Origin of the sequence: Ruminococcus sp. CAG:57 (genome assembly GCF_000435935.1) — a bacterium.
In the GTDB taxonomy this organism is placed as follows: Bacteria; Bacillota; Clostridia; order Oscillospirales; family Ruminococcaceae; genus Hominimerdicola; species Hominimerdicola aceti.
Map to the genome: position 1 here is coordinate 43,865 of NZ_FR890793.1, position 24,721 is coordinate 68,585.

Sequence of the window (24,721 nt, forward strand, 5' to 3'; positions counted from 1 at the left end):
GGACTGCCCTTAGTAGGGTTAAGGTCGCCCTCACCGAGATAAAGTATCTCTTTTTCAGCACCCTCAGGGATAGCCTCGATAGATTCCGTGTCAGCTACCGCAACGTTCTCTGTTGCAGAAAAATCGTCCTCCGCCTTGCTTGAAGAGTTTGATGAGCTTCCGCAACCCGCTACTCCTGTTGCCATTGACAAAGCCATTACAGCCGCTATGTACTTTTTGTAATTCATAAAATATTCCTCCATAATTCAATATTTTAGCATTAAAGCTGTCCGTATGTAGTTGATGAGTTCATATATTAAATCTTGCTATAATTATACAACACATATAAAGCTATTGTCAATCACCGTTTTAGCACAATTATAAGCAATTTAATTGTACACTTTGCACAATTAAATCCATATGTATTGTTAAAACGCAATATTACAATCAATATAGTTTAAAATATACGCATAAAGTTCAAATATTCAATATGCCCGTTTTGAATGAATATAAAACAGATACAAGAGCTTTTTGTAGAAAACATTAACCAAAACAGCAAAATATGTACAGCATTTATGCAGTTCGTAAAACTTTTTTCATGTAATCGTTTGATGTTTTCAGTGGTACTTGTAATTAGCGAATTATTATAGTATACTTGTTTAAGAAGATTTTTTTACCGAAAGGAAATTGCTTGATATGACAGATTTTGAAAGAAACAAATCAAGGGTGACAGCCAAATATGAGGCTCTCATCAACAGAAAAAACATTGTGTCAGACAGCTACAACGGAATTTATGACAGATACGTTTACCCTGTTCTGACAGCCGCACACGCACCTATTATCTGGAAATATGACATGAACCCTGAGACAAATCCATACTTCATGGAGAGATTGGGCATAAACGCAGTACTGAACTCAGGCGCTATTTATCTCAACGGCAAGTATTACCTTGTTGCAAGAGTTGAGGGCAATGACAGAAAGTCATTTTTTGCAGTAGCAGAGAGCGACAGCCCTGTTGACGGCTTCCGTTTCTGGGACTTCCCTGTTCAGCTTCCTGACACTGAACCGGAGGAAACAAACGTATACGATATGAGACTTACTCAGCATGAGGACGGCTGGATATACGGCGTATTCTGCTCAGAGAGCAAGGACAAGACTTCAAACGATCTTTCTGCCGCTACAGCTCAGGCTGGAATCGTAAGGACAAAGGATCTTAAGACATGGGAAAGACTTCCTAATCTCAAGTCCAAGTCGCCACAGCAGAGAAACGTTGTACTTCACCCTGAGTTCGTTGACGGAAAGTACGCCTTCTACACACGTCCACAGGACGATTTTATCGAAACTGGCTCAGGCGGAGGAGTATGCTTCGGTCTTTGCGAAGACATCACAAACCCTGTTATCTGCACAGACGAAGTTGTTATCTCACCAAGGCAATATCACACAATCACAGAGGTAAAGAACGGTGCAGGCGCAGTGCCTATCAAGACACCAAAGGGTTGGATACACATTGCACATGGCGTAAGAAACACAGCCGCAGGTCTTAGATACGTAATTTATGTATTCGCAACTGACCTTAAAGACCCTTCTAAGCTAATCGCTTCGCCGTCAGGACTTTTCATTGCACCACACGGCAGTGAAAGAGTGGGTGACGTATCAAACGTTGCGTTCACAAACGGCGCGATCGTTCGTGAAAACGGTGACGTGTACATTTACTACGCTTCATCAGACACAAGACTTCACGTTGCGTCAACAACTATCGACAAGCTTATGGATTACACATTCAACACTCCGTCAGACCCACTGCGTTCTGTTGACTGCGTCAAGCAGAGATGCGATCTTATCAGAAAAAATCTCGAATATCTTAACAAGTAATATATCAAACAAAAACAGACGGCTTCTGCTGTCTGTTTTTTTGTACACTAAATCTTTCTTCAAGTCTGCCATATCCGTGCATAAATATTGCACTACCCATGTAGGGGACGTCGAGGGCGCCGTCCCCTACATTTATGCTATGGTTTGTCTGCCGCAAAATTGCTGAGTCCCTTTACCGCAACTTTTTTTATATACCCTCTTGCAATCGTCCACAATCTATGGTATAATTAATTAATAAAAGCACAATATATGCAATATCACGCACAAAATTTTCTCTTAACTAAGGAGTGTTTATAATGAGATGTCCTTTTTGCAACTATGAAGATACAAGAGTAATAGATTCACGTCCAAGCGAGGGAAAAAAGCGTCGCCGCCGTGAGTGTCCGAAATGCGGAAAGCGTTTCACTACTTATGAGGTGGTGGAAAAGCCACAGCTTATGGTATACAAGCGTGACGGCTCGTTTGAGCCTTTTGACAGACAGAAGCTTATAAAAGGCATTCAGAACGCTATCAAAAAGCGTCCTGTCAGTGTTGATGATATGAAAAACCTTGTTGACGATATAGAGAACACCTTTGCAAACAAAATGCAGACCGAGACCACTACAAGTGAGATAGGCGATATGGTGCTTATGGGTCTGAAAAAGCTTGACCACGTTGCATATGTGCGTTTTGCTTCCGTTTACAAGGACTTCTCTGACGTTGATTCGTTCATTCAGATAATCACTGAGCTTTCTGACAAGAAGAAATAAATAAGAGCGTTCCGATAATTTTCGGGACGCTTTTTTCGCACCAAAAAAGCGGACAGCCAAAGCCGTCCGCCATATTTTTTATATTGTATTAAAGCTGTGTATCAACAAAAATTGTATAGATAGCCTTCATTGCAGATTCAAAATCAGCCTCATTCACACCGATGATGATGTTAAGCTCGCTAGAGCCCTGATCTATCATCTTTACGTTTACATGAGCGTGTGCAAGGGCTGAGAATATTCTGCCTGCTGTACCTCTGTTTGACTTCATTGCACGTCCCACAACTGCAATAAGCGCAAGGTCTGTTTCAATATCAATTGTATCAGGGTGACAGTTTCTGTGCAGACCTGACATTATCTCCTGCTCCTTTGGAGCAAACTCTGCCTGATGAACAACAACAGACATTGTGTCGATACCTGATGGCATATGCTCAAAGCAGATACCATTCTTCTCGAATACTTCAAGCACTCTTCTGCCGAAACCAAGCTCTGCGTTCATCATATCCTTTTCGATATTAACTACAGTAAAGCCCTTCTTTCCTGCTATACCTGTGATCGTGAATGCAGGCTTCTGAGATGTGGACTCAACGATCATTGTACCCATATCCTCAGGCTTATTTGTGTTCTTGATGTTTATTGGGATACCTGCTTTTCTTACAGGGAAAATAGCGTCCTCATGAAGTACGCCTGCACCCATGTAAGAAAGCTCTCTCAGTTCCTTATATGTTATGGTAGTGATAGGCTGTGGGTTGTCGATAATTCTAGGGTCGCATACCAGGAAGCCTGATACGTCTGTCCAGTTCTCATAAAGATCAGCGTTTACTGCTGCGGCAACGATAGAGCCTGTTACGTCAGAACCGCCTCTTGAAAATGTCTTGATAGTATCGTTTGGCATTGAGCCGTAGAAACCAGGTATTACCGCATTGTCAAGTGTAGCAAGTCTCTGAGGAAGCACCTCGTTTGTTCTTGCAGAATCGAACTGACCCTGATCGTTAAAATAGATAACATCAGCAGCGTCAACAAAGTTATATCCAAGATATTTAGCAAGAACGATACCGTTAAGATACTCGCCACGGGAAGCCGCATAGTCACGTCCCGCCTTGCCGATAAAGCAAGCCTTGATAGTTTCAAACTCCTTTTCAAGAGAAAGGTCAAGACCCAGATCATTGATTATGCCGTAATATCTTTCCTTGATAGCGTCGAACTCGCTGCTGAAATCCTTGCCCTTTGCAGCAAGATCATAGCAGCCGTAAAGCATATCAGTTACCTTTGTATCGTTTGAAAATCTTTTACCAGGAGCAGACGGCACAACAAATCTTCTTGAGCTTTCCGCTGTGATTATCTCCTTTACCTTTTTGAACTGTTCAGCACTTGCAAGAGAGCTTCCACCGAATTTTACAACCTTTGTCATTTCACAAACCCCTTATAAACTATAGAATTATTCCTGTCTGCGTACTTTTCCCACGCTGACGTTACAATAAATAGTATACCGAATTTGCGAGATTAAGTCAATGTATAAATGGACTAATTTTTATAGTTTTTTTGGTGTATGTTTGTGAAATACGCTTGTATTTGTATGACGGACAACTCATACTTATCTGTCTGCCTATTATCTGTAATGTTCGTCTATCCACTTATCATGTTTTCGTGAAAGAAAGCCCCAGCGTTCTTCAACACAAAATGCAGCGGATAAAACAAGCGGCAAAGAAAGCAGCACAGCCGCAATAATAAGAATAGCCATATTACTTACGTTCACAAGAACGCCTCCCGTCTCGGTTTTGTTATGACTATATTATAGCGTTCCTTACTTAAACAGACCTTAATGCAAAGTGAAAACCATGTGAAAAAAAGCCCCGACCGAAGTCAGGGCTTTTTTCATCAGACTGCTTAAACCGTCACAGCCTGAGTATTATTCTTTTTAAGCACCTCAATAAAATCTTTTTCAGGAACAGGCTTTGAGAAGTAGTATCCCTGAATGAAATCACAGCCCATGCCAAGAAGCGTGTCGAGTTGGTGCTTGTCCTCGATACCCTCGGCGACTATCTGCATATTGAGCTTCTTTATCATCGCCACTGTACTTTCAATGGCGATATGCGCCTTTTCGCTCTTGAAACATTCCCAGACTATTTCCTTTTCAAGCTTGATAAACCTGAAAGGCAGGCTGAGAAGATATGTCATATTTGAATATCCAGTACCATAATCGTCAAGTGCAAACTTCACACCATAGTCGGAAAGGGTCTTGATGTTTTTCTCCATAATGTGCGGAGTATACACCGCCGCAGTTTCCGTTACTTCAAGACAAATAGACGATGGGTCTACCTTGTATCTGTCCATAATGCTGAGAAGCTGCTCTACAAGGTCAGATTGCATACACTGGACTACCGATAGGTTTACCTGCACATATTCGATACCAAGTGAAGTTCCCACGCCTTTCTTTATAAAGCGGCAGGCTTCCTCGAAAACATATTTGCCTATTTTGAGTATCTTGCCGTTTTCCTCAGCTATAGGAATAAATTCCTGTGGAGGGATAAAACCAAGCTTTTCATCCTTAAGCCTAACAAGGGCTTCACAGGAAACTATCTTGTTTCTTGAACTTGAATATATCGGCTGATAGTATACCTCAAAGCCACGATTATCCAGAGCCTTGTCTATAGCATTCTCTACCTCGCTTCGACGTTTGCTGTCATAAAAGTTTATGTCAGTTGCATGAAGAAGTCTTTCGGTTTCAGGTTCACGATGCTTGAACTGCTCGATAAAGTCCACCAGCATATCTGCATTGTCAACGTCCTCAGGGCAGTCGATACGCATAAAGCAGGCTGTTATCAAAGTATCAACAGTACCTATATTCCAGTTTTCAGACAGCTTTTTCCTTATTGCACGATACGTTTCCCCCACCTTTTCAGAATCCTTCGGAAACATAAGAGCAAAGCATTCGTCCTCCAAATAAAATCCATCGCCCAGATTAACAAAGTTATAAAGATAGTCGGAAAAGCTTCTTAACAGAGAGTTGGAAAAACGTCCGCCAAAGGTTTTCATAAACATTTTGAAATCCGGTATCCTTATGAGCAATAATGTAAAATCAGAAGCTGAGGCATATTTTATAGAACACCTATTGACAAAGCTGCTCCAGTTGAGCATTTTCGTTCCTTGGTCTATCATATCGTCCTGACTTTGCAAAGTGAACATTATTAGAAGCATACATACAGACGCCGCAAAGCACTCCACAAGAAGGAGTTTATTGATCATCTGAACAATTACCGCCACTACCGTCATTGAGATAAAGGCTGTTATAGAAGTGACCACCTGTCTTGATAGCATACTTCTATTACCCATTGCGTAAACGATGCCAAATATAAGATAATAAATCGCCACAATGTATGTAAATGGCTGAAGAGTGCCACGATGATAACCACCTTGACTATCCACATAGATGATAAAATGTGTTACAGGCGTCGTAATCACAAGCAAAAGGTCAACGATCATCGGTGTATATAAAAAGCTTTTGAAAAGAGCCGACATCTCTTTATAGCCGTCCGTCAGGAAAAGTATATATATCACAAATAGAAACGGAATAAGATTATGTGTAAAATAATAAGCCGTATGGAAGAAGATTTTAAGCCCTATGCCCCATTCGCCGGTAGAAAACACACTTAAAATATCCAACACAGTTGACAAAGCCGAGTCGCCCACGAGAATGCCAAAGACCTTATTCTTATTGCACGGAATACGCTTCTTGAAATAGAATACAACTCCTGTGATAGCATATATCACAAGGGCACATATATCATAATGGATAATATAACCCACAACGCAGACCTCCCCGTATTGTTATGATAATATTTTAACATAACTCTGTTATGGCTTCAACCGATTTAACAAAAAGTTATAATATTTTTGGTTGTGTGCATAACTTACATATAAATAAAAGCCCGAATTTATGGTTTTTGTCAATTATTATCTATTCGTTGAAATGTTCATTCTTGCGGTTTACTGATAAGATATCATAAACATTTTAACATTATCCTAAAGCTTCACCCAAAAATGAAAAGTTAGAAAAACGATGATAATTTAACTTACGGCAAAAGATTATACATAGTTTTAAATAATTTTTAAATTTGTCGGTTTGACTTGACTAATAAACAATATAGAGTTATACTGAAATCACGGTAAAGATCCTGTCAGAGGACTTGTTATATGCTCGTATTTTGGCAGAGTTTCTGTATATGCCGAAATAATTAGTTCTTACTAATATCTAAAAACAAAACAGGAGGTAATAATTATGTTAAAATGTTTTAAAGACGAGAAATTCTGGTGTGCAGTAGGCGGAGCAGCCGCAGTCATTCTTGGCAAGAAAGTCGTAAAGGCTAAGAAAACAAGAGAGCTTGCCGTTACAGGTCTTGCAAAGGGAATGAAGCTCAAGAGCGACGCTCAGTCAGCACTGAGAAGCATGAAGGACGAAGCATCTGACATCTGCTATGACGCTAAGGTCGAGGCAGGGATAGATGACGAGGAAGAAGTAACTGAATAATGAAAGCTCAGATCGTTTATGACAAGCCCTGCCGCATACGTTTCCGCTGTGGTAGCGATGCTTTCACAAAAGAACTTGAACGGTCGATACATAAGCTTGTTATGTCAAACCCGTGGGCGATCGCCTGCGAAGCTCACTATGAGAACGGCGGAATACTTATACGCTATAAAGAGGGTCACAGAGCCGAAGCTGTCGAACTTGTAAGAAAGCTCAGAGGAAGCGACCTAGCACCTGTCAGCGACAATCAGTATGACACCGAGGAGATAGACAGAACATTCAAATCTGACCTTGCAAAGCTTGTGATGCAAAGATATATAAGAAAAGCTATTCTGCCTGCACCTATAGGCGCAGCACTTATCGTGTACAGCGGACTTAAATACATAGCAAAGGGCGTAAGCGCACTGTTTGACGGCAAGCTTACAGTTGAAGTGCTTGACGGAGCTTCAATAAGCGCTTGTCTTATCCAGAAAAATTACAATACAGCTGGCACTGTCATGTTCCTGCTTTCTGTATCAGGCTTGCTGGAGGATTACACAAGAGCGAGAACAAGAGCCGCTCTTACCGACAGCTTGGCGATAAAGGCAGATCAGGTATGGCTGGCAGGCAAGGACGCTGATACTCTTATACCAATGTCACAGCTTCAGGTGGACGATTGCATAAGAGTGCGCACAGGAAGCGTTATTCCTGTTGACGGTCAGATAACCGAGGGCGAAGCTTACATAAATGAAGCTTCCATGACAGGCGAGCCTCTTGCGGTCATGAAGAGCGCAGGAGCAAGCGTATTTGCGGGAACAGTTGTCGAGGAAGGCTCAGTTGTGATAAAAGTTCGCAAGCTTTCATCCGACACAAAGATAAGCAAGATAATCGAGCTTATCGACAACTCAGAAAACCTTAAAGCAGGGGTGCAGAGCAAAGCGGAGCGTCTTGCGGACTCTATCGTGCCGTACAGCTTTCTTGCCTTTGGTCTTACACTGCTGTTTACTAGAAATGTCACAAAAGCAGTTTCCGTTCTTATGGTGGACTATTCCTGCGCTATCAAGCTTTCAACGCCTATAGCCGTTATATCCGCTATTAAAGAAGCCGCTGATGATGACGTTACGGTAAAGGGCGGAAAATATCTTGAAGAATACGCACTTGCCAATTCTATCGTTTTTGACAAGACCGGCACTCTTACAAACGCTGAGCCTGTGCTTGAAAAGGTAATAGCCCTTGGGGATTACTCCGAGGCGGAAACGCTGAAAATTGCGGCTTGCCTTGAAGAGCACTTCCCTCACAGCGTAGCGAGAGCTATAGTAAAGGGTGCGGCCGATAGAGATATCGACCATGCCGAGGAACACGCCGAGGTGCAGTATATAGTTGCCCACGGAATTTCAACAACGCTTCACGGCAAACGTGCTATCATAGGAAGCAGACATTTTGTCTGCGAGGACGAGGGCATAGAGATAACAGACGAACAGCAGGCTGAGATCGACGAAAAGTCGGGAGCATGCTCAGTGGTTTATCTTGCAGTAGGCGACAAGCTCACAGGTGCGCTCTGCATAAGCGACCCGCCTAGACCTGAAGCTGAGGAAGCTGTTAAACAGCTCAAAGAAACAGGCATAACAAATATCGTGATGCTCACAGGCGACAGCGCAAAGGCTGCCGAGATAACTGCACAGAAGCTTGGCATATCAGATTTCAGGGCGCAGGTTCTTCCTGATGACAAGCACAGATATGTTCAACAGCTCAAAGAGCAGGGTCACAGAGTTATAATGGTAGGCGACGGGATAAACGACGCCCCTGCCCTTGCGGCGGCGAACGTTTCTGTTGCAATGAGCGATGCTTCCGATATCGCAAAGGAAACTGCCGATATCACAGTTCGTGGTGCAGACCTTACACAGCTTGCGGCTATAAGACAGCTTAGCGAAAAGCTAATGCACCGAATAAACAGTAACTACAGATTTATACTGCTGTTCAATTCAGTGCTTCTGCTGTCAGGAGCTTTCGGGCTTTTACAGCCGTCAGCCTCAGCGCTTCTGCACAACGCTTCAACAATGGCGATCTGTGCAAAGAGCATGACTCCTTTAGAGGATAAAAAGCGCAAAAAGAAAAACAAGTAAACAAAATATAAAGAGCGAATGATCGTAACGTCATTCGCTCTTTTTGCATCTTAATAAATGTAACGCTTTTTCTTAAATTACCTAGCAGGTGTACAGTAGCAAATAGAATAAACTGTTATATCACCGTTTTTTGCCGCAGCATGAAGCTGATCCAGCTTATCAAAACCTGTACCAAGCTCCTTTACACAGTCTGCATATGTGAACTTAGCATAGTAATGATCATTCGCTCTGCCTGTTTCGCTAGGCTGAACTCTTGCCCAGCTTGCTCCTCCTGACCAGCTCTGGAGAATAAGCTCAAGCTCGTTCTCTGCACCTGAATACTCAACATAGAAATAGCCATTTGCAGAAAGATACGAAACATCAAAACTGCCATAATTTTTTGAAGTCAAAACTGAAACTGCCTGACCCCATGAGCCACATGATTTTGCACCCCAGAAAATAGATACATATGGATCCTGCTCCGGCTTATCAGGGTCAACAGGATCTACCGGATCAACCGGCTCTGTTGACTTTCCGACAATATACTTAACACTAAGAACTTCGATATCTCCGTTAGCCGCACCAACATGGAAGCGGTCTACTTTAGAGAAATCTGTTGTTCCGAATGCCGCAGCAACATCGTCGTAGCTGTACTTTGCGTATACAATGCCGTCCTTTTCTGTTACCTCAGTTGGTGAAACTCTCGCCCAGTCTGCACCGCCTGACCAACTCTGGAGAATGATCTCCGCCTTGTCTGTGCCGCCCTTGAACTGAACTTCAAAATATCCGTCCTTTTCGATAACTGAGCTGTCAAAGCTGCCGCCCTCCTTAGTTGTGGAAAGTGTAATAGCCTGACCCCAGCCTGATGTCTTTGCCGAGCCTGTGAAGATAACAGTTTCCTTTTTGTCACTTACCTCTCCAGTTGCAGGGATAACCTCTGTCTTTATCACCTTGCCGCAAGTTGTACACTCAGTGTGCTTTGAGCCATTTTCTGTCGCAGTAGCCGCCTTGTCGATTATCCATGCGCTTTCGCTGTGACCTGTCGCAGGGATAGTTTCAGTGTACTTTTCACCGCATGAGCAAGTGTATACCTTTTCGCCGTCAGTTTCGCAAGTTGCAGCCTTTGTTGATGTGAGGGTATAGCTGTGCCTGTGACCGATAGGGTCGGTGTAATCGTCCTTCTTTGTCTCGACGCAGGAAGTGCAGGTGTAGATAGTGTAGCCCTTTTCGTTCTCTGTAGGAGCAACTGTCTCGCCATTTACCCAGCTGTGACCCTTTGCAGGGATAATTTCAGTGTACCTGTCTCCGCAAGTACAAATATAAATTCTCTCGCCCTCTGTTGTGCAAGTAGCTTCCTTTGTTACCTTTGCGGTGTAGCTGTGGGTGTGTGATGACTTAACATTCTTGACAGTGAGTGCAAATGTATCTGTGTTTCCGTCTGAGAATGTGTATGTAAGTGTGTAATTACCATTTGCAAGCGTCTTGAGCCAGCTTTCGTTGAGCATTATCTGACTTCCGCTTGTAGAATAATCTAAGCCGCCTGTAAGCTTCTTGCCGTTTACTATGATAGACTCTACGCTCTTTCCATAAAGCACAAGGTCTGTTCTCACACCGCTTGGAGCATCAGCGTCAAATATGCCTGACTTTGTGGAAAGGTGTGGCTTCTCGATCTGTCCGTCCTCGTAGAAAACAACATCGTCTATGTAAACTGTACCTGTCTTTTGAGCAGAATCTCCGCCCATATAGAACGAGAACTGGTTAAGCTTTGATGTATCAAGATTTCCGCCCGACTGCCAGCTTGGCGCTTTAAAGTCAGCGAATGGTATCTTGATAGTTTTTCCGCCTGCGAAATCAAGTGCTATCTGCGCTTCAAAATAATTGTCGTTTGCGTCTCTAAGCTGAACAGTAAGGCTGTTGCCTGTGCCGTCCCCCTCTACCCAAAGCTCAACGCCTGCAAATGATGAAGCATTTCTTATTGCAATAGGGTGGTTTACTCCGCAGTAGCCGTTTGGCGAGCCGATATCATATCCGAAAGCAAGCGCCTTTGAACCGTTCTTTGCAGCAAGAGAAAGTGAAACTTCATTGCCGCTTGTGTTTCTTGAATAAGACGACCAAAGTGCCTTATCATTTGAATAGCTCTCAAATGTGTCAAGCTCATCAAGGCCTGTGGTGTCGGAAACATTTATTGTAAGCTCCCTATCCTCGCCCTCATAGAAATCGAACTTAAGCGTCACAATGCCTGCTGAAAGCGTCTTGAGATATGCACTTTTAAGGGTCACAGTGTCGCCCGAAGTTGTGTAATCTGTACCCTCTGCGAGTGCTTTTCCATCAGCAACAATGCCTCTGAACTCGCTTGTCTTGCGATCCATGGTGATATCAACATCACTGCACTTCTTAGGGTTTACGTCAACAGAGATTATCTCAGGTGAGATAATAGGCTTAGGGATAGAGCTGTCGCTCACCGTCAGATTGAACTTAGGCTGATTGCCGCCTGTTGTGAGTATCCTGCACGAATACTTTGCAAGCTCCTGCCTTTTAAGATAAGAAGCCTTGATAGTAACAGCGTTGCCACTTATGGTGTAATCGTCTGACGAGAGTTTCTTTCCGCCGACCTCAACACCGCTTATGCTGCCCTCTTTCATAGAAACATTCACCACAACGTTACCTGACTTGCTTCTGTCAAAACTGTATGTAGACTTGTCAGTAGTGTTTACAATGTTCTTCTTTTCCATTTTTGCAGCAGCGTTCATCATAAGAGTTCTTGTGCTGTCCGTCTTTTCGATACCCTCAGGGCCGTAAACGGTGTAGCCGTCATAGTCCTGATAAAGAGTGCCGTCATCAAGATAGGAAGCTATCATCCAATAGTTGAAGCCCTGATATTCGACACCCTCATAGTAGTCCCCTGTTACAATATCCAGCCAATCGGAATAAGCGGCGTCACGCTTTGTTTTGTCTGTAAGACCGAATTCCTCAAAGATAATAGGCTTGTCAGCGGAAGATGTGGTCTGGGCATGGCGCTTTATCCACTCGAGGTCATCATCGCCAAGGTCAAAGCCCCACTGATCAACGTACATATGCGGTGTTCCAAAGTCTACAGTGTCGATAGTCATAAGCTTGTCAAAGTCAACACCGTAGTAGCCTGAATATGCGGAAGACGGAAGATCTTGCCTTGCAGCTTCCTGATAGCCAAGGTTATAAAAGCCCTCGTCGCCAACTGATACCATGTGATAAGGGTCGATAGACTTTACATATGCTGACATTTCCTTTGCCCAGTTATAAAGAATATCGTCCTTGCAGAACTCGTCAACAGTACATCTCGGCTCGTTTGAAAGCTCCCAAGAAAAAACAGCTTCAGAATCCATAAGCTTCTCGCCTGTGTAGTAGTTGGTGTGATTTAACAAAGTCTTGATATAATCCTTATACCAACCCTTGATAGTTTCATTAGTGTAAAAATCGCAGGTGTCCTTTTCGTCCACTTTGCTATTACCAACGCTCTTGCCCTGTGACATCTGATACCACTTTACATACTGACCCATTCCGCCGAACGCTTCCCAATAGTTCGTGAAAGTGATAACAAGCTTCATATCATGTTCTTCAGCCTGCTTGATAATATAATCAAGATGTCTCAGACCGTCCTCGCCCTCGTTCACAACAGGCTTTCCAGCCTCATCGTCCCAATACTGGAAGTAAACTCCGTCCTTTTCGCCCGTTCCGTCATTGTTGCCCTCAAAGGTCTCATGACCAGACTGCGAGTCGATCTCGCCTGTTTTCCTACCAACGTCAAGATTTCCCCAAATTCTTATTACTTTAAGCCCCATTTTTGAAGCGTCATCGAAAACATTCTTTACCTCACTCTTTGACTTATAGGTGAGATAATAGCAGTTCGTGCCGCCGTAATAGTAAGGGCTTCCGTCGCACATAAACTTTGAGCCGTCAGCATAAACAAATCCCTCCGGGTGTGTCGCCGCATACTCCGCATATGCGCTGATATCTGCGAAAGGCACAATACTAACAGCCATTGCAGCAGCCGCCAGAGCCGCAGAAAATCTTCTCATTACTCCTGTCATAACCATACTCCTTTTTCATTACTTTAGCTAATTTTTGATTAATTTAGCTTGCCGAATTATTGCATTTTTACTTTATCACAAACTTAATTTAATGTCAATCTCTTAAAACGATTAAGCAAGCAAGTTTTTAAAAATCAATGTTTTTGACAAATAAAGAAGTGCAAACTTAGTGAATTGTGCTATAAGTAATCATCATTTTATATTATTTTTGTCTTTCATTACCAAAGAAAATAATAGTTAAAAAACGTTTACATTTCATATTAACATCAAACGTTTAAGATAAACAAATTAACAAATGCAATTTACACACAAAACAAAGCCGGGCATATCATTTCAAAATGATATGCCCGGCTATACAAAAAGATATTCAATACACTTACCATGCATAAAAATGATCCCTATGTAAACATAAAAAAACACCTATCCAAGTGCCACATCAAGTATCATCATAAGCACAAAGCCCAGCGCAAAAACTATCGTTCCAATATTGGAGTGTGGCTTTTCCGACATTTCAGGTATAAGCTCCTCCACCACGACATAAATCATAGCACCTGCCGCAAAGCTTAGAAGATACGGCAAAACAGGGATTATAAACTGTGCCAAAAGTATCGTCAGCACAGCCCCAACAGGCTCGACAACTCCCGATAAAACGCCGTAAACAAAGGCTTTTCCCTTTCCCATACCCTCCGAACGCAGTGGCAAAGATATTATCGCACCCTCTGGAAAGTTCTGTATTGCGATACCGAGGGATAATGCCAACGCACCAGCGGCGCTTATGGCATGATGGTCAGCCGCCCAGCCTGCATATACAACGCCAACAGCCATTCCTTCGGGGATATTGTGAAGCGTCACCGCAAGCACAAGCATGGTAGTTCGCTTGAAACCGCTTTTCGCTCCCTCAGGCTCGGTGGCATTCATGTGAAGATGCGGTATAACTCTATCGAGAAAAAGAAGAAAAAACACTCCAAGCATAAATCCAACTGCCGCAGGAACAAACCTCAGTCTACCCATTTTCGCTGATTGCTCCATAGAGGGTATTAGCAAGCTCCACACGCCTGCCGCCACCATTACTCCTGCCGCAAATCCTGTCAAGGCTCGCTGGACAAGATAATGCAGATTTTTCTTCATGAAAAGCACACATGCCGCACCAAGAGATGTACCCAAAAACGGTATCAGAATGCCTTTAAAAATAGTCATGCTCATTGTTCTTCACTGATATGCTTCTTCAATGCCGCAAAGCTCTCGTCAGACAAAACGTGTTCTATCTTACAGGCGTCATGTTCAGATATTTTTCTGTCAACTCCAAGACTTACAAGCCACTCTGTCAATACAAGGTGCTTTTCGTAGATCTTTTCCGCAACATATCTGCCGGCATCAGTTAGAGTGATAAAACCGTTTTCGTCCATTGTGATGAACTTTCCCTCACGAAGTATCTTCATAGCGTTTGATACGCTGGGTTTTGTAACATTCAGTTCCCTCGCAACATCAATGCTCCTCACCTCGCCGTTTTGCTTGTTCCATAAAACGAGTATCGTCTCCAGATAGTCCTCCCCAGACGTGTGAATGTTTCCCATTTGTATGCCCCTTTCTTTGTTAGCTATAGCTAACTTGCTTCTATAAAATTACTGCACGCCACGAAGCTAAGCCTATCGAAACAAAATGCCTTTTCACAAAAAGCTTTTTGCAAACTTAGCCGCACCCTTCTTGTGCAGTATCAAAAGTATAGAACATCAGTTAATGTATACTAACTGATATTTATTATATCACAGAAAATATGTTTTGTCAAGCAAACAAAAAAGCCGTGACAGACCTTTTCATCTGCCACGACTTTGTGCATAGCTATTTACTTGAATCTTGCAAAAAATCCTTTTTTCTCATAAGGCTCTCTTTCAGCGGAAATAAAAGTGTAGCCTGTTTTCTCAACTGCTTCTTTAAGCTTTTCATCAGGGATATCCTCATCAACTATAGCCACAGTTTCGCCCTTTGCATGGGAAGAGCTTACCTTTTTCACCTTGAAATTCTGCCTGAAAGTGTCATTCATATGCGATTCACACATTCCGCACATCATTCCGTCTATTTTTACAGTTATCTTTTCCATTTCTGACCCTCCAATGCTTAATAGGTTAGAACTTGCTAACCATGCTTATTGTAACACAGCCTATAGCTTTTTTCAAGTCAATAATGTAAATTTTAATCTGCCGTTTGTCTGTTGTTCTCCGCAAGAAGATAATTCTTCACTTCCCAAAGCTTTTGAGAAAGGTCAACATAATAAGTGTGCGGATTTTCAAATCTTGTAATCTCGTCCCAAAGAGTGTCTATCTCAGATGCCGCATACTTTACGATATCCTCATATGCAGGCTTCTTGTATACGCACTTGCCGTCCTTGAATATCTGCTGTTGAATAGGCTTTGCCTCAAAGTTTTTGACGACCTTTTTCTTCCATGTAAACTGTGGGTCAAAAAGCGTAAGGGGTCTGCTTTCATCTATCACCTCGTCATGAACACACAGCAGGTCAGCCACAGCCTTGTGGTTATTCTTATCATAAATTCTGTAAAGCTTTTTGAAGTGCGGAGTCGTTATCTTCGCCACATTTTCAGAAATCTTTATCTTAGGCTGAATATTGCCATCATCGTCCTCCACAGCCGCAAGCTTGTAAACTCCTCCGAAAACAGGCTCGCTCTTTGCGGTGATAAGTCTTTCGCCCACTCCGAACATATCCACCTTAGCGCCCTGATATATCATATCTCTTATAAGATACTCGTCAAGGGCGTTTGAGGCACATATTTTGCAATCAGGATAGCCTGCATCATCGAGCATTTTTCTTGCTTTCTTGGAAAGATAAGTTATATCTCCCGAGTCTATCCTTATTCCCACAGGTCGGCAGCCCATAGGCTTCAGCACCTCGTCAAAAGCCTTTATTGCGTTAGGCACACCGCTCTTCAGCACATTATAAGTATCCACAAGCAGAACAGTGCCATTAGGATAGCACTTACAGTAAGTCTTGAAAGCTTCAAGCTCGCTGTCAAACATCTGCACCCATGAATGTGCCATTGTACCTGTTGCATTGAAGCCGAAAAGCTGGTCTGTGATAGTGCAGGCTGTGCCTGAGCAACCGCCTATGCCTGCGGCTCTTGCACCGAGTATGGCAGCGTCTGCACCATGAGCACGTCTTGAACCAAACTCAGATACCGCCCTGCCCTGAGCCGCCCTTACAATACGGTTAGCCTTTGTTGCAATAAGTGTCTGATGATTTATGCAAAGCAGAAGATAAGTTTCCACAAGCTGAGCCTGCACCGCAGGTGCTCTCACCGTTATGATAGGCTCGTTTGGAAACACCACCGTACCCTCCGGCACAGCAAATATATCTCCTGTGAAGCGGAAATCCTTAAGATATTCAAGGAAGCCTTCGTCAAAAATGCCCTTTGAGCGCAGGAACTCTATGTCCTCTTCGTCAAAATGCAGATTTTCGATATAGTTTATGACCTGCTCAAGACCGCAGGCAATGGCAAATCCGCCACCGTCAGGTATCTGTCTGAAAAACAGGTCAAAATAAGATATCTTTTCCTGCATACCGCTTACAAAGTAGCCGTTTCCCATTGTCAGCTCATAAAAATCGCACAGCATAGTGTAATTGAATTTGTCCATTTTGCTCTCTCCTTTTCAGCTTATAACAAGAGGGACTAATGTCCCTCCTTGCTGTTTTACAATATTATATCACGCCACAGGTGCAAAAGCCTGAACTAAAGCGCAAACTTTTCTGAATATTCAGCCAGCAGCTTCTCGTAATAGTCAGGACCGTTTCTGTGAAGCTTATCAAGATATTCATGCTTTTTAAGGCTGTTGTATTTCTCTTGGTTTGCAATAAGATAGACCGCAATATTTGAGCAGTGGTCTGATATTCTCTCAACATTTGTGAGTATATCAAGGAAGTTCACACCCACCTCGATGTTGCAAAGACCATTCTTAGACCTGTCGATATGAACAGCCTTAAGCTCCTCAACAAGTCTGTCTACTACTTCTTCAAGTGGCTCGATCTCCTTGAGAACGTTCATATCCCCTGTCTTTGTGGCTTCGATAGCAAGCCCGATTATCTCCTGAATGGCGTTGCACACAACGTCAAGCTCATGCTTCGCCTGCTCAGAAAAACCGATCTCCTTTTCATAAAGAACATCCGCAGTTTCATAGATGTTTATAGTATAGTCGCCTATTCTCTCATACTCTGAAATAAGGTGGAAAAGCGCAGTAACAGTTCTCGACTCATCCTCGTTCAGACCGCAGTCGTTGAGCTTTATAAGATATGAACCTACTCTGTCCTCAAGCCTGTCGATAAGCTCCTCACGCTCTTTTATCTTGTCGATAGACTTAAGGTCATACTTGTCATAAAGCTCTCTTACTGATATGAAATTCTTCTGTGCCAGCACGCCCATTTGAACAACTGCCTCTGTAGCCTGTGCGATAGCAACGTTTGGAGTAACAAGAAATCTGTCGTCAAGAAGATCCTCCTTAGTGAAAGTATCATCGTCCTCAGCGTTCTTCTTATCTCTGATAGTCCATTCGGCAAGCTTTTCAAGCACTGTATAGAACGGCAGAAAGATTATAGTTACCACAACATTGAAGATAGTATGGAAGTTTGCGATGCTTCCCGTTGTAAAGCTCTTATTCCAGAACGGAAGTCCTATTGTATACTGAATGATATAAACGCCGATAAGAAAGATTATAGTACCGATAAGGTTGAAATAGAAGTGTATCATAGCGGCTCTCTTAGCGTTCTTTGAAGCACCTATACTTGAAATAAGAGGTGTAGCACAAGTACCGATGTTAGTACCCATTATGATAGGAAATGCAGAAGCGAATGTGATAGCGCCTGACACTGAAAGTGCCTGCAAAATGCCTATAGAAGCGGCTGATGACTGTATGATAGCCGTGAATATCGCACCCACCAATACGCCCAGAACAGGGTTTTTAAGCACTGCAAAAAGCTGCTCGAACTGTGGAAGCTCTGCCAGCGGAGCTATCTTCTCCTGCATAAGTATCATTCCGGTAAAGAGGATACCTATACCCATCATTATCTCGCCCACGTTCTTTGTCTTGTTCTTCTTTCCCACCATTATGATTATAAGACCGATAACGATAAGTATAGACGAGAAGTTAGACGGCTTGCAAAGCTGCAATATAGCAGGGCCGCTGCTGTCGCCCTCGAGGTTTGTGAGCCTTAATATCTGCGTTGTCATGGTCGTTCCGATATTTGCGCCCATGATTATTCCAACTGCGCCCTTAAGCTTCAAAAGGCCTGCGTTTACAAGTCCCACCACGATAACAGTAGTTGCAGATGATGACTGCACCGCTGCTGTTACCAATGCACCGAAAAGTATTCCTGAGAACACGTTTCCCGTCATTTTCGCAAGGACCTTCTCCATAAGTCCGCCCGAAGCCTTTTCAAGTCCCGAACTCAATATGGTCATTCCATATAAAAACAGACCAAGTCCGCCCGCCATTCCGATAATGTTAAAGATACTCAAATCAATTCATTCCTTTTCTTGTTTTTTCCACTGCACAACGTCCGAGCACGCCCCTGCGCACCCCATTACTTACCTTACCTTTACGCCGATTTTACTTAATAAATAAAACAAAGCCAAAGCCTGCACGGATATCCCGCAAGGCTCTGACTTTGATAATTATTTCTTTCCTGCCACCACAAGTCTGTTCATGGCACGTCGCAGTTTCTGCTCCGCCCTTTCAAACTCTTTCTGGCTAGCATTTTCTCTGAGCTTGTTCTCTGCCGCCGCCTTTGCCTTTTCGGCTCTTGCAACGTCTATCTCATCAGCCCATTCGATAGCAGATGTCACCACTGTCACACCGTCAGCAGACACCTTTATAAGCCCTCCCGAAATAGCGGCTGTTCTGAACTCACCTTCTATTTTGATACGGAAAGGAGAAGAAACGATATTTGCCACATATGGCGCATGACCTGCAAGTATACCGATATCACCTGATACGGTCCTCACAATGATCTGCTCAGTATTTCCCTCAAAAAAAGTTTTTTCAGGGGTTATTATCTTAAGATCAAAAGGCGTCATAATCTTTCTCCATAAGTTTTTTACAAATCAGCGCGTGCGGCACAAAATTGCCACATACATTCACTATATACTATAATCCGACTCTTGTCAAGTATTTTTCTTTAAACGTTCTGTTACTACTGTTCACTTTCTGCGATCTGTCTGCCCTTTTCAACAGCCTCGTCGATAGTTCCCACAAATAGGAAAGCAGATTCAGGAAGATCGTCATGCTTGCCCTCGATAATCTCCTTGAAGCCTCTGATAGTTTCCTTGATAGGCACATATTTGCCCTTCATGCCCGTGAACTGCTCCGCAACGGAGAACGGCTGTGACAGAAAACGCTGTATCTTTCTTGCTCTTGATACAGTAAGCTTATCCTCATCAGAAAGCTCGTCCATACCCATGATAGCGATGATATCCTGAAGCTCCACATACCTCTGCAAGATAGACTGGACCTGTCTTGCCACTTGATAATGCTCGTTGCCCACTATCTCAGGTGAAAGTATCCTGGAGTTTGACTCCAGAGGGTCAACGGCAGGATAGATACCAAGTGATGAAATACTTCTTGAAAGCACAGTTGTTGCGTCAAGGTGAGCAAACGTAGTTGCAGGCGCAGGGTCTGTCAAATCGTCCGCAGGCACATAAACTGCCTGAACGGAAGTGATAGAGCCTTTTGTTGTTGAAGTGATACGCTCCTGTAGCTGACCCATTTCAGTTGCAAGGGTAGGCTGATAACCAACGGCTGACGGCATTCTGCCAAGGAGTGCCGACACCTCAGAACCTGCCTGAGTAAATCTGAATATGTTGTCGATAAAAAGCAACACGTCCTGATGCTCAACATCTCTGAAATACTCCGCCATTGTCAGACCTGAAAGTGCAACTCTCATTCTCGCTCCGGGCGGCTCGTTCATCTGACCATACACAAGCACAGTCTTATCGATAACTCCCGACTCTTTCATCTCATAATAAAGGTCGTTGCCCTCACGGGTACGCTCTCCAACGCCTGTGAATACCGAGATACCACCATGCTGATTGGCAACGTTATTTATAAGCTCCTGAATAAGCACCGTCTTGCCTACTCCTGCACCGCCGAAAAGACCTATCTTTCCGCCTTTCAGATATGGTGCGATAAGGTCGATGACCTTGATACCGGTTTCCAGAATCTCGTTTGAAGCAGACTGCTCTTCGTATGTCGGCGGTTCTCTGTGTATCTCCCAGCGCTCCTTAGTTTCAGGGGCAGGCAGATTGTCAACAGGCTCGCCCAGAAGATTGAACATTCTCGAAAGAGTTTCCTTGCCCACCGGAACAGAAATAGCCTTGCCCGTATCAACAGCGTCGATACCTCTCATAAGTCCGTCTGTAGAGCCCATGGCGATACATCTTACTATATCGTCGCCTATATGCTGAGCCACCTCAACAACGAGCTTTTCGCCCTTGTTGTCTATCTCAATGGCATTGAGCAGATCAGGCAAGCTGTCCTTTTCAAAGTGGATATCAACTACCGCACCAACTATCTGGACTACCTTGCCTATGTTTTTGCTTTCCATTTATTTACCACCTTTCAAAAAGGGATATAAGCTATCATCATAGCCGTCACATCTTTTAAATACTATCTTCCGATAGTTGCCGAGCTTATCTCTGTAAGCTCCTGAGTTATCTGCGCCTGTCTTGCTCTGTTGTAAAGAAGCGACAGATTGTCTATCATTTCTCCTGCGTTGTCCGTTGCAGACTCCATTGCAGTACGTCTTGCCGCCTGCTCAGAAGCGTAAGAATCCACTATCGCAGAATAAAGCATACCGCCTATATACTGCGGTATCATACCGTCAAAGACCTCCTCAGGGGACGGGTCATAGATAGTTGACGGGTGCTTTTTGCCGCCCAGCTTGTCAAGATCCTCCACGGGAAGTATCTGCAAACTGCAAGGCTCCTGTGTCAGCGCCGACACGAATGTGGTATACACAAGCTCTACCTTGTCATAATCCCCATTTCTGAAGCCTGCGATAATATCTTCCACAATGTCTATAACAGTGTCAGTGTCAATGTTCTCCGCTATCTGCGGATATTTCCACACAAGGTCATAGTCACGCTTCTCAAAGAACTCAACAGCCTTTTTGCCCACAGCCATAACACGAAGCTGACCGCCTGATGACAGCACATCGTCAGCCTTTGCCTTAGCCATTTTCAGCACGTTGGAGTTAAATCCTCCTGCAAGTCCCCTGTCGCCTGCCACCACTATAAGCAGTGTGGAATTAAGAAACTTCTTCTTTGTATACACCGACTTGAAAGCTCTGTCGCAGGATATATCGCACATTGTCTTAAAAAGCGTTTCAAAGAACGGCTGAACTGCCACCGCCTTGTCTTTGGCACGTCTGAGCTTAGAAGCCGCCACAAGCTGCATGGCTTTTGTTATCTGCATGGTGCTTTCAACGCTTTTGATACGTCTTTTGACGTCTTTCATATTAGCTGTTGCCATTGCTCAGCGCTCCTTATCTGCTTTGAAGAAACTTCTGTGAATACTCCGCAAGCACGTCCTTTATTGCCTGTTCATTCTCTTTTGTAAGCTCTCCTGTTTCTCTTATTGAAGAGAAAATATCAGGGTGAGTTTCATCTATATACACAAAAAGGTCTTTCTCAAATTCAGCGATATCCTCAACTCTGATATTCTTCAGATAGTTGTTTACCACCGCATATATTATGACAACCTGCTTCTCAACGTCCAGCGGTGAGGTCTTGCCCTGTTTGAGCACCTCCACTATACGTTCACCCTGTGCAAGTCTTTCCTTAGTGTCCTTGTCAAGGTCAGAGCCGAACTGCGAGAATGACTGCAATTCTCTGTACTGAGAATAAAGCAGTTTCAGCGAGCCTGAAACCTTTTTCATAGCCTTTATCTGTGCCGAACCGCCTACACGGGATACTGATATACCAGGGTTTACCGCAGGTCTGACGCCTGAGAAGAACAGCTCAGATTCAAGGAATATCTGTCCGTCAGTGATAGATATAACGTTTGTCGGGATATAAGCCGAAACATCGCCTGCCTGAGTTTCGATAATAGGCAGAGCGGTTATAGAGCCTCCGCCGTAGTCCTTGTTAAGACAGCAGGCTCTCTCCAAAAGTCTTGAATGGAGATAGAATACATCTCCCGGATAAGCCTCTCTGCCTGTCGGTCTTTGAAGCAGAAGTGACATAGTTCTGTACGCCACAGCGTGCTTTGAAAGGTCGTCATAAACGCACAGCACGTCCTTGCCCTGAAGCATGAAATACTCAGCCATTGCAACGCCTGCATATGGTGCTATATACTGCAAAGGTGCCATTTCAGAAGCCGTTGCCGATACAACTATAGAATAATCCATAGCCCCATGCTTAGAAAGGGTATCCACCACGTTTGCCACAGTAGACTGCTTCTGACCTATCGCCACATAGATACAGATAACGTCCTTTCCTTTCTGATTTATGATAGTGTCAAGTGCTATAGAAGTTTTACCTGTCTGTCTGTCGCCTATAATAAGCTCACGCTGACCTCTGCCTATAGGTATCATAGAGTCGATAGCCTTGATACCTGTCTGCAATGGTCTGTTTACTGATTGTCTTGTAATTATTCCGAAAGCAGGGCTTTCCACAGGTCTTGTTTCTGTTGTAAGCACAGCACCCCTGCCGTCGATAGGTGCACCGAGAGCGTTCACAACTCGTCCGAGAAGCGCATCTCCCACAGGCACAGAAACTATCCTGCCTGTTCTCTTTACTCCAGACCCCTCTTTTATTCCGTCCTCAGAGCCGAGAAGTACACAGCCTACAAAATCCTGCTCCAAGTTCATTGCCATGCCGTATGTTCCGTTAGAAAATTCAAGAAGTTCGCCCGACATACACTTGTCAAGTCCATGAACTCTTGAAATTCCGTCGCCAACAGTGCAGACCGTCCCCACATCGTCAAGCTCCAGCTTGCTGCGGTAGTCCTTGATCTGCTGTTTTATCAAGCCTGTTATTTCATCAGGACGTAATTTCATGTTAAAATACCGTTCCTTTCCTATGCAATGACCCCGTCGATCTGAGCCTTGATATCATCAAGCTTAGTTCTGACGCTGCCGTCTATTTCTGTGTCTGAATATCTCAGCACGATACCGCCCATAAGGCTTTTATCCACCTTTTCCACAAGCACTATCTTTGCCCCCGAAACAGCCTCCAGCTTAGCCACAAGCTTGTCCCTGAGCCTTTCAGACAGAGGCATAGCCGTCACCGCAGTGACCTCTATGATATTATTATGCTTTTCATAAAGCTCCTTGAACTTTGCGCATATCTCAGGCAGAAACCTTATCCTGCCCTTTTCACTCACAAGGCAAAGAAAATTAAGCGTAACAGGCTGTATCCTGTCCATAAACACCTTTTCCAGCGCCGCCCTTTTTTCGTCCTCCGTTACCAGCGGTGACGCAAGCAGCTCCACATATTCCTCCTGACCCTGAGAGAAAATTATATCCCTTATGCTCCCAAGCTCACCATAGACTTCATCAAGGCAGTTTTCCTCGCAGCACACCTCGAAAAGTGCATTGCCGTAAATATTCCCGATACTGTCTGCCATTACATCTCACCCACATTGTCGATGAACTTCTCGATAAGACGTTCGTTGTCCTCGCCTGTCATATCCTTTTCCACAACTGCCGCCGCAGCCGAGAAAGCAATATCGGTGATCTCGTTCTTGATCTGGTTGACAGCGATCTTCTTTTCTCTTTCGATCTCTCTTGAAGCGTTATCCACAAGACCCTTTGCCTCAGTTCTCGCTTCGCTGATTATCTCGTCAGAACGCTGTTGAGCCTTTCTTGTTGCCGTCTGTATAATCTGTGCAGACTCTTCCTTTGCACCCTCTAATCTGCTTGTATACTCAGCTTCAAGCTTCTCAGCATTTTCTTTTGCCTGGTCAGCCTGCCTGTAAGTTTCCTTAACATCATTTTTCCTGTCCTCGATGACCTTGTTCACCTTATCGAACAGAAAATGCCTGAGCACCAAAAACAGTATGAACGTATTGAGCAAAGTCGCAATTATCGTTGTCAGATCTATTGACAGAAACTCTGTCACATCGCCTGCTGCCAATACCATTTATCCAACCTCCCCTCCGCACCAATGCAGAGCAAATCTTGTTTGAAGCTTTTTATTAAAGCTTTCCGATAAATGGGTTAGCAAAGAGCAGGATAAGTGCTACAACGAATGCGTAGATACCTGTTGACTCAGCCATAGCAACGCCTATGAACATTGTTCTTGTGCAGTCGCCCTTAGCCTCAGGCTGTCTTGCGATAGCCTCGATAGTCTTTCCTACTGCGTAGCCCTCACCGATACCAGGTCCGATACCTGCGATCATTGCAAGTCCTGCACCGATTGCTGAACAGCCAAGAAGAATAGCCTTTTCCAT

At 43.8% G+C, this 24,721-nt stretch carries 20 protein-coding genes and 1 pseudogene; 4 read left to right on the forward strand and 17 right to left on the reverse strand.

The features are described from left to right. Nucleotides 1-227 (reverse strand): annotated as a pseudogene (locus QVO88_RS11525) (hypothetical protein); the annotation flags it as partial. A gap of 448 nt (nucleotides 228-675) precedes the next feature. Here QVO88_RS11525 and QVO88_RS11530 point away from each other — a divergent pair. Together QVO88_RS11530 and nrdR are read left to right on the forward strand one after the other, a co-directional pair. After that, nucleotides 676-1,851 carry a glycosylase gene (locus QVO88_RS11530; protein WP_022288600.1) on the forward strand — a complete coding sequence of 392 codons (1,176 nt, stop codon included), beginning with the start codon at nucleotides 676-678 and terminating at the stop codon, nucleotides 1,849-1,851. A gap of 296 nt (nucleotides 1,852-2,147) precedes the next feature. Then, the gene (gene nrdR / locus QVO88_RS11535) at nucleotides 2,148-2,600 is read left to right on the forward strand and encodes a transcriptional regulator NrdR (RefSeq protein ID WP_022288601.1); all 453 of its coding nucleotides are present in this window, start codon (nucleotides 2,148-2,150) and stop codon (nucleotides 2,598-2,600) included. Between the two features lie 88 nt (nucleotides 2,601-2,688). Here nrdR and QVO88_RS11540 read toward each other — a convergent pair whose 3' ends face one another. From QVO88_RS11540 to QVO88_RS11550, 3 genes are all read right to left on the reverse strand, one after another. Further along, the gene (locus QVO88_RS11540) at nucleotides 2,689-4,008 is read right to left on the reverse strand and encodes an aspartate kinase (protein ID WP_022288602.1); all 1,320 of its coding nucleotides are present in this window, start codon (nucleotides 4,006-4,008) and stop codon (nucleotides 2,689-2,691) included. 198 nt (nucleotides 4,009-4,206) lie between these two features. After that, entirely contained in the window at nucleotides 4,207-4,353 is a 147-nt protein-coding gene (locus QVO88_RS11545) for a hypothetical protein (protein ID WP_158455080.1), read from the reverse strand. A gap of 131 nt (nucleotides 4,354-4,484) precedes the next feature. After that, the gene (locus QVO88_RS11550; RefSeq protein ID WP_022288603.1) at nucleotides 4,485-6,404 is read right to left on the reverse strand and encodes an EAL domain-containing protein; all 1,920 of its coding nucleotides are present in this window, start codon (nucleotides 6,402-6,404) and stop codon (nucleotides 4,485-4,487) included. Nucleotides 6,405-6,876: 472 nt separating this feature from the next. Here QVO88_RS11550 and QVO88_RS11555 point away from each other — a divergent pair, with 472 nt between their 5' ends. Continuing rightward, nucleotides 6,877-7,125 carry a hypothetical protein gene (locus QVO88_RS11555; RefSeq protein ID WP_022288604.1) on the forward strand — a complete coding sequence of 83 codons (249 nt, stop codon included), beginning with the start codon at nucleotides 6,877-6,879 and terminating at the stop codon, nucleotides 7,123-7,125. After that, entirely contained in the window at nucleotides 7,125-9,224 is a 2,100-nt protein-coding gene (locus tag QVO88_RS11560; protein ID WP_022288605.1) for a heavy metal translocating P-type ATPase, read from the forward strand. Before QVO88_RS11555 ends, QVO88_RS11560 begins: the two co-directional genes overlap by 1 nt. A gap of 77 nt (nucleotides 9,225-9,301) precedes the next feature. Here the strand turns inward: QVO88_RS11560 and QVO88_RS11565 are convergent, their stop codons facing one another. The 13 genes from QVO88_RS11565 to atpE form a co-directional block, all read right to left on the reverse strand. After that, nucleotides 9,302-13,270: a X2-like carbohydrate binding domain-containing protein gene (locus QVO88_RS11565; protein ID WP_022288606.1), complete on the reverse strand. Its 3,969-nt coding sequence runs from the start codon at nucleotides 13,268-13,270 to the stop codon at nucleotides 9,302-9,304. Between the two features lie 420 nt (nucleotides 13,271-13,690). Next, nucleotides 13,691-14,473 carry a ZIP family metal transporter gene (locus QVO88_RS11570; protein WP_022288607.1) on the reverse strand — a complete coding sequence of 261 codons (783 nt, stop codon included), beginning with the start codon at nucleotides 14,471-14,473 and terminating at the stop codon, nucleotides 13,691-13,693. Beyond that, the gene (locus tag QVO88_RS11575; RefSeq protein ID WP_022288608.1) at nucleotides 14,470-14,844 is read right to left on the reverse strand and encodes a metal-dependent transcriptional regulator; all 375 of its coding nucleotides are present in this window, start codon (nucleotides 14,842-14,844) and stop codon (nucleotides 14,470-14,472) included. The genes QVO88_RS11570 and QVO88_RS11575 overlap by 4 nt, the downstream gene beginning before the upstream one ends. A gap of 269 nt (nucleotides 14,845-15,113) precedes the next feature. Next, nucleotides 15,114-15,368 (reverse strand): heavy-metal-associated domain-containing protein, encoded by a 255-nt coding sequence (locus QVO88_RS11580; protein WP_022288609.1) that lies wholly within the window; start codon nucleotides 15,366-15,368, stop codon nucleotides 15,114-15,116. A gap of 92 nt (nucleotides 15,369-15,460) precedes the next feature. Continuing rightward, on the reverse strand, nucleotides 15,461-16,915 hold the full coding sequence (locus QVO88_RS11585; protein WP_022288610.1) for a nicotinate phosphoribosyltransferase: 1,455 nt from the start codon (nucleotides 16,913-16,915) through the stop codon (nucleotides 15,461-15,463). A 95-nt stretch (nucleotides 16,916-17,010) separates the two neighbouring features. Beyond that, nucleotides 17,011-18,789 carry a Na/Pi cotransporter family protein gene (locus QVO88_RS11590; RefSeq protein ID WP_022288611.1) on the reverse strand — a complete coding sequence of 593 codons (1,779 nt, stop codon included), beginning with the start codon at nucleotides 18,787-18,789 and terminating at the stop codon, nucleotides 17,011-17,013. 156 nt (nucleotides 18,790-18,945) lie between these two features. Continuing rightward, a complete protein-coding gene (gene atpC / locus QVO88_RS11595) occupies nucleotides 18,946-19,347 on the reverse strand; it encodes an ATP synthase F1 subunit epsilon (protein WP_022288612.1) in 402 nt (133 codons plus the stop codon). A gap of 116 nt (nucleotides 19,348-19,463) precedes the next feature. Continuing rightward, entirely contained in the window at nucleotides 19,464-20,873 is a 1,410-nt protein-coding gene (gene atpD / locus QVO88_RS11600) for a F0F1 ATP synthase subunit beta (RefSeq protein WP_022288613.1), read from the reverse strand. A gap of 62 nt (nucleotides 20,874-20,935) precedes the next feature. After that, the gene (gene atpG / locus QVO88_RS11605) at nucleotides 20,936-21,799 is read right to left on the reverse strand and encodes an ATP synthase F1 subunit gamma (protein ID WP_022288614.1); all 864 of its coding nucleotides are present in this window, start codon (nucleotides 21,797-21,799) and stop codon (nucleotides 20,936-20,938) included. 13 nt (nucleotides 21,800-21,812) lie between these two features. Beyond that, nucleotides 21,813-23,327 carry a F0F1 ATP synthase subunit alpha gene (atpA, locus tag QVO88_RS11610; RefSeq protein ID WP_022288615.1) on the reverse strand — a complete coding sequence of 505 codons (1,515 nt, stop codon included), beginning with the start codon at nucleotides 23,325-23,327 and terminating at the stop codon, nucleotides 21,813-21,815. A 20-nt stretch (nucleotides 23,328-23,347) separates the two neighbouring features. Further along, on the reverse strand, nucleotides 23,348-23,896 hold the full coding sequence (atpH, locus tag QVO88_RS11615; protein WP_022288616.1) for an ATP synthase F1 subunit delta: 549 nt from the start codon (nucleotides 23,894-23,896) through the stop codon (nucleotides 23,348-23,350). Then, nucleotides 23,896-24,411 (reverse strand): F0F1 ATP synthase subunit B, encoded by a 516-nt coding sequence (gene atpF, locus QVO88_RS11620; protein WP_022288617.1) that lies wholly within the window; start codon nucleotides 24,409-24,411, stop codon nucleotides 23,896-23,898. The genes atpH and atpF overlap by 1 nt, the downstream gene beginning before the upstream one ends. A gap of 55 nt (nucleotides 24,412-24,466) precedes the next feature. Next, on the reverse strand, nucleotides 24,467-24,721 hold the full coding sequence (gene atpE / locus QVO88_RS11625; RefSeq protein WP_022288618.1) for an ATP synthase F0 subunit C: 255 nt from the start codon (nucleotides 24,719-24,721) through the stop codon (nucleotides 24,467-24,469).

Bases quoted from the DNA above. Each gene is read 5' to 3' on its own strand.
- QVO88_RS11540 (WP_022288602.1), bottom strand. From the start codon at position 4,008: ATGACAAAGGTTGTAAAATTCGGTGGAAGCTCTCTTGCAAGTGCTGAA.
- atpE (WP_022288618.1), bottom strand. From the start codon at position 24,721: ATGGAAAAGGCTATTCTTCTTGGCTGTTCAGCAATCGGTGCAGGACTT.
- QVO88_RS11565 (WP_022288606.1), bottom strand. From the start codon at position 13,270: ATGACAGGAGTAATGAGAAGATTTTCTGCGGCTCTGGCGGCTGCTGCA.
- atpC (WP_022288612.1), bottom strand. From the start codon at position 19,347: ATGACGCCTTTTGATCTTAAGATAATAACCCCTGAAAAAACTTTTTTT.
- QVO88_RS11560 (WP_022288605.1), top strand. From the start codon at position 7,125: ATGAAAGCTCAGATCGTTTATGACAAGCCCTGCCGCATACGTTTCCGC.
- QVO88_RS11530 (WP_022288600.1), top strand. From the start codon at position 676: ATGACAGATTTTGAAAGAAACAAATCAAGGGTGACAGCCAAATATGAG.
- atpG (WP_022288614.1), bottom strand. From the start codon at position 21,799: ATGGCAACAGCTAATATGAAAGACGTCAAAAGACGTATCAAAAGCGTT.
- atpD (WP_022288613.1), bottom strand. From the start codon at position 20,873: ATGGAAAGCAAAAACATAGGCAAGGTAGTCCAGATAGTTGGTGCGGTA.
- nrdR (WP_022288601.1), top strand. From the start codon at position 2,148: ATGAGATGTCCTTTTTGCAACTATGAAGATACAAGAGTAATAGATTCA.
- QVO88_RS11580 (WP_022288609.1), bottom strand. From the start codon at position 15,368: ATGGAAAAGATAACTGTAAAAATAGACGGAATGATGTGCGGAATGTGT.
- QVO88_RS11575 (WP_022288608.1), bottom strand. From the start codon at position 14,844: ATGGGAAACATTCACACGTCTGGGGAGGACTATCTGGAGACGATACTC.
- QVO88_RS11585 (WP_022288610.1), bottom strand. From the start codon at position 16,915: ATGGACAAATTCAATTACACTATGCTGTGCGATTTTTATGAGCTGACA.
- atpA (WP_022288615.1), bottom strand. From the start codon at position 23,327: ATGAAATTACGTCCTGATGAAATAACAGGCTTGATAAAACAGCAGATC.
- QVO88_RS11570 (WP_022288607.1), bottom strand. From the start codon at position 14,473: ATGAGCATGACTATTTTTAAAGGCATTCTGATACCGTTTTTGGGTACA.
- QVO88_RS11555 (WP_022288604.1), top strand. From the start codon at position 6,877: ATGTTAAAATGTTTTAAAGACGAGAAATTCTGGTGTGCAGTAGGCGGA.
- atpH (WP_022288616.1), bottom strand. From the start codon at position 23,896: ATGGCAGACAGTATCGGGAATATTTACGGCAATGCACTTTTCGAGGTG.
- atpF (WP_022288617.1), bottom strand. From the start codon at position 24,411: ATGGTATTGGCAGCAGGCGATGTGACAGAGTTTCTGTCAATAGATCTG.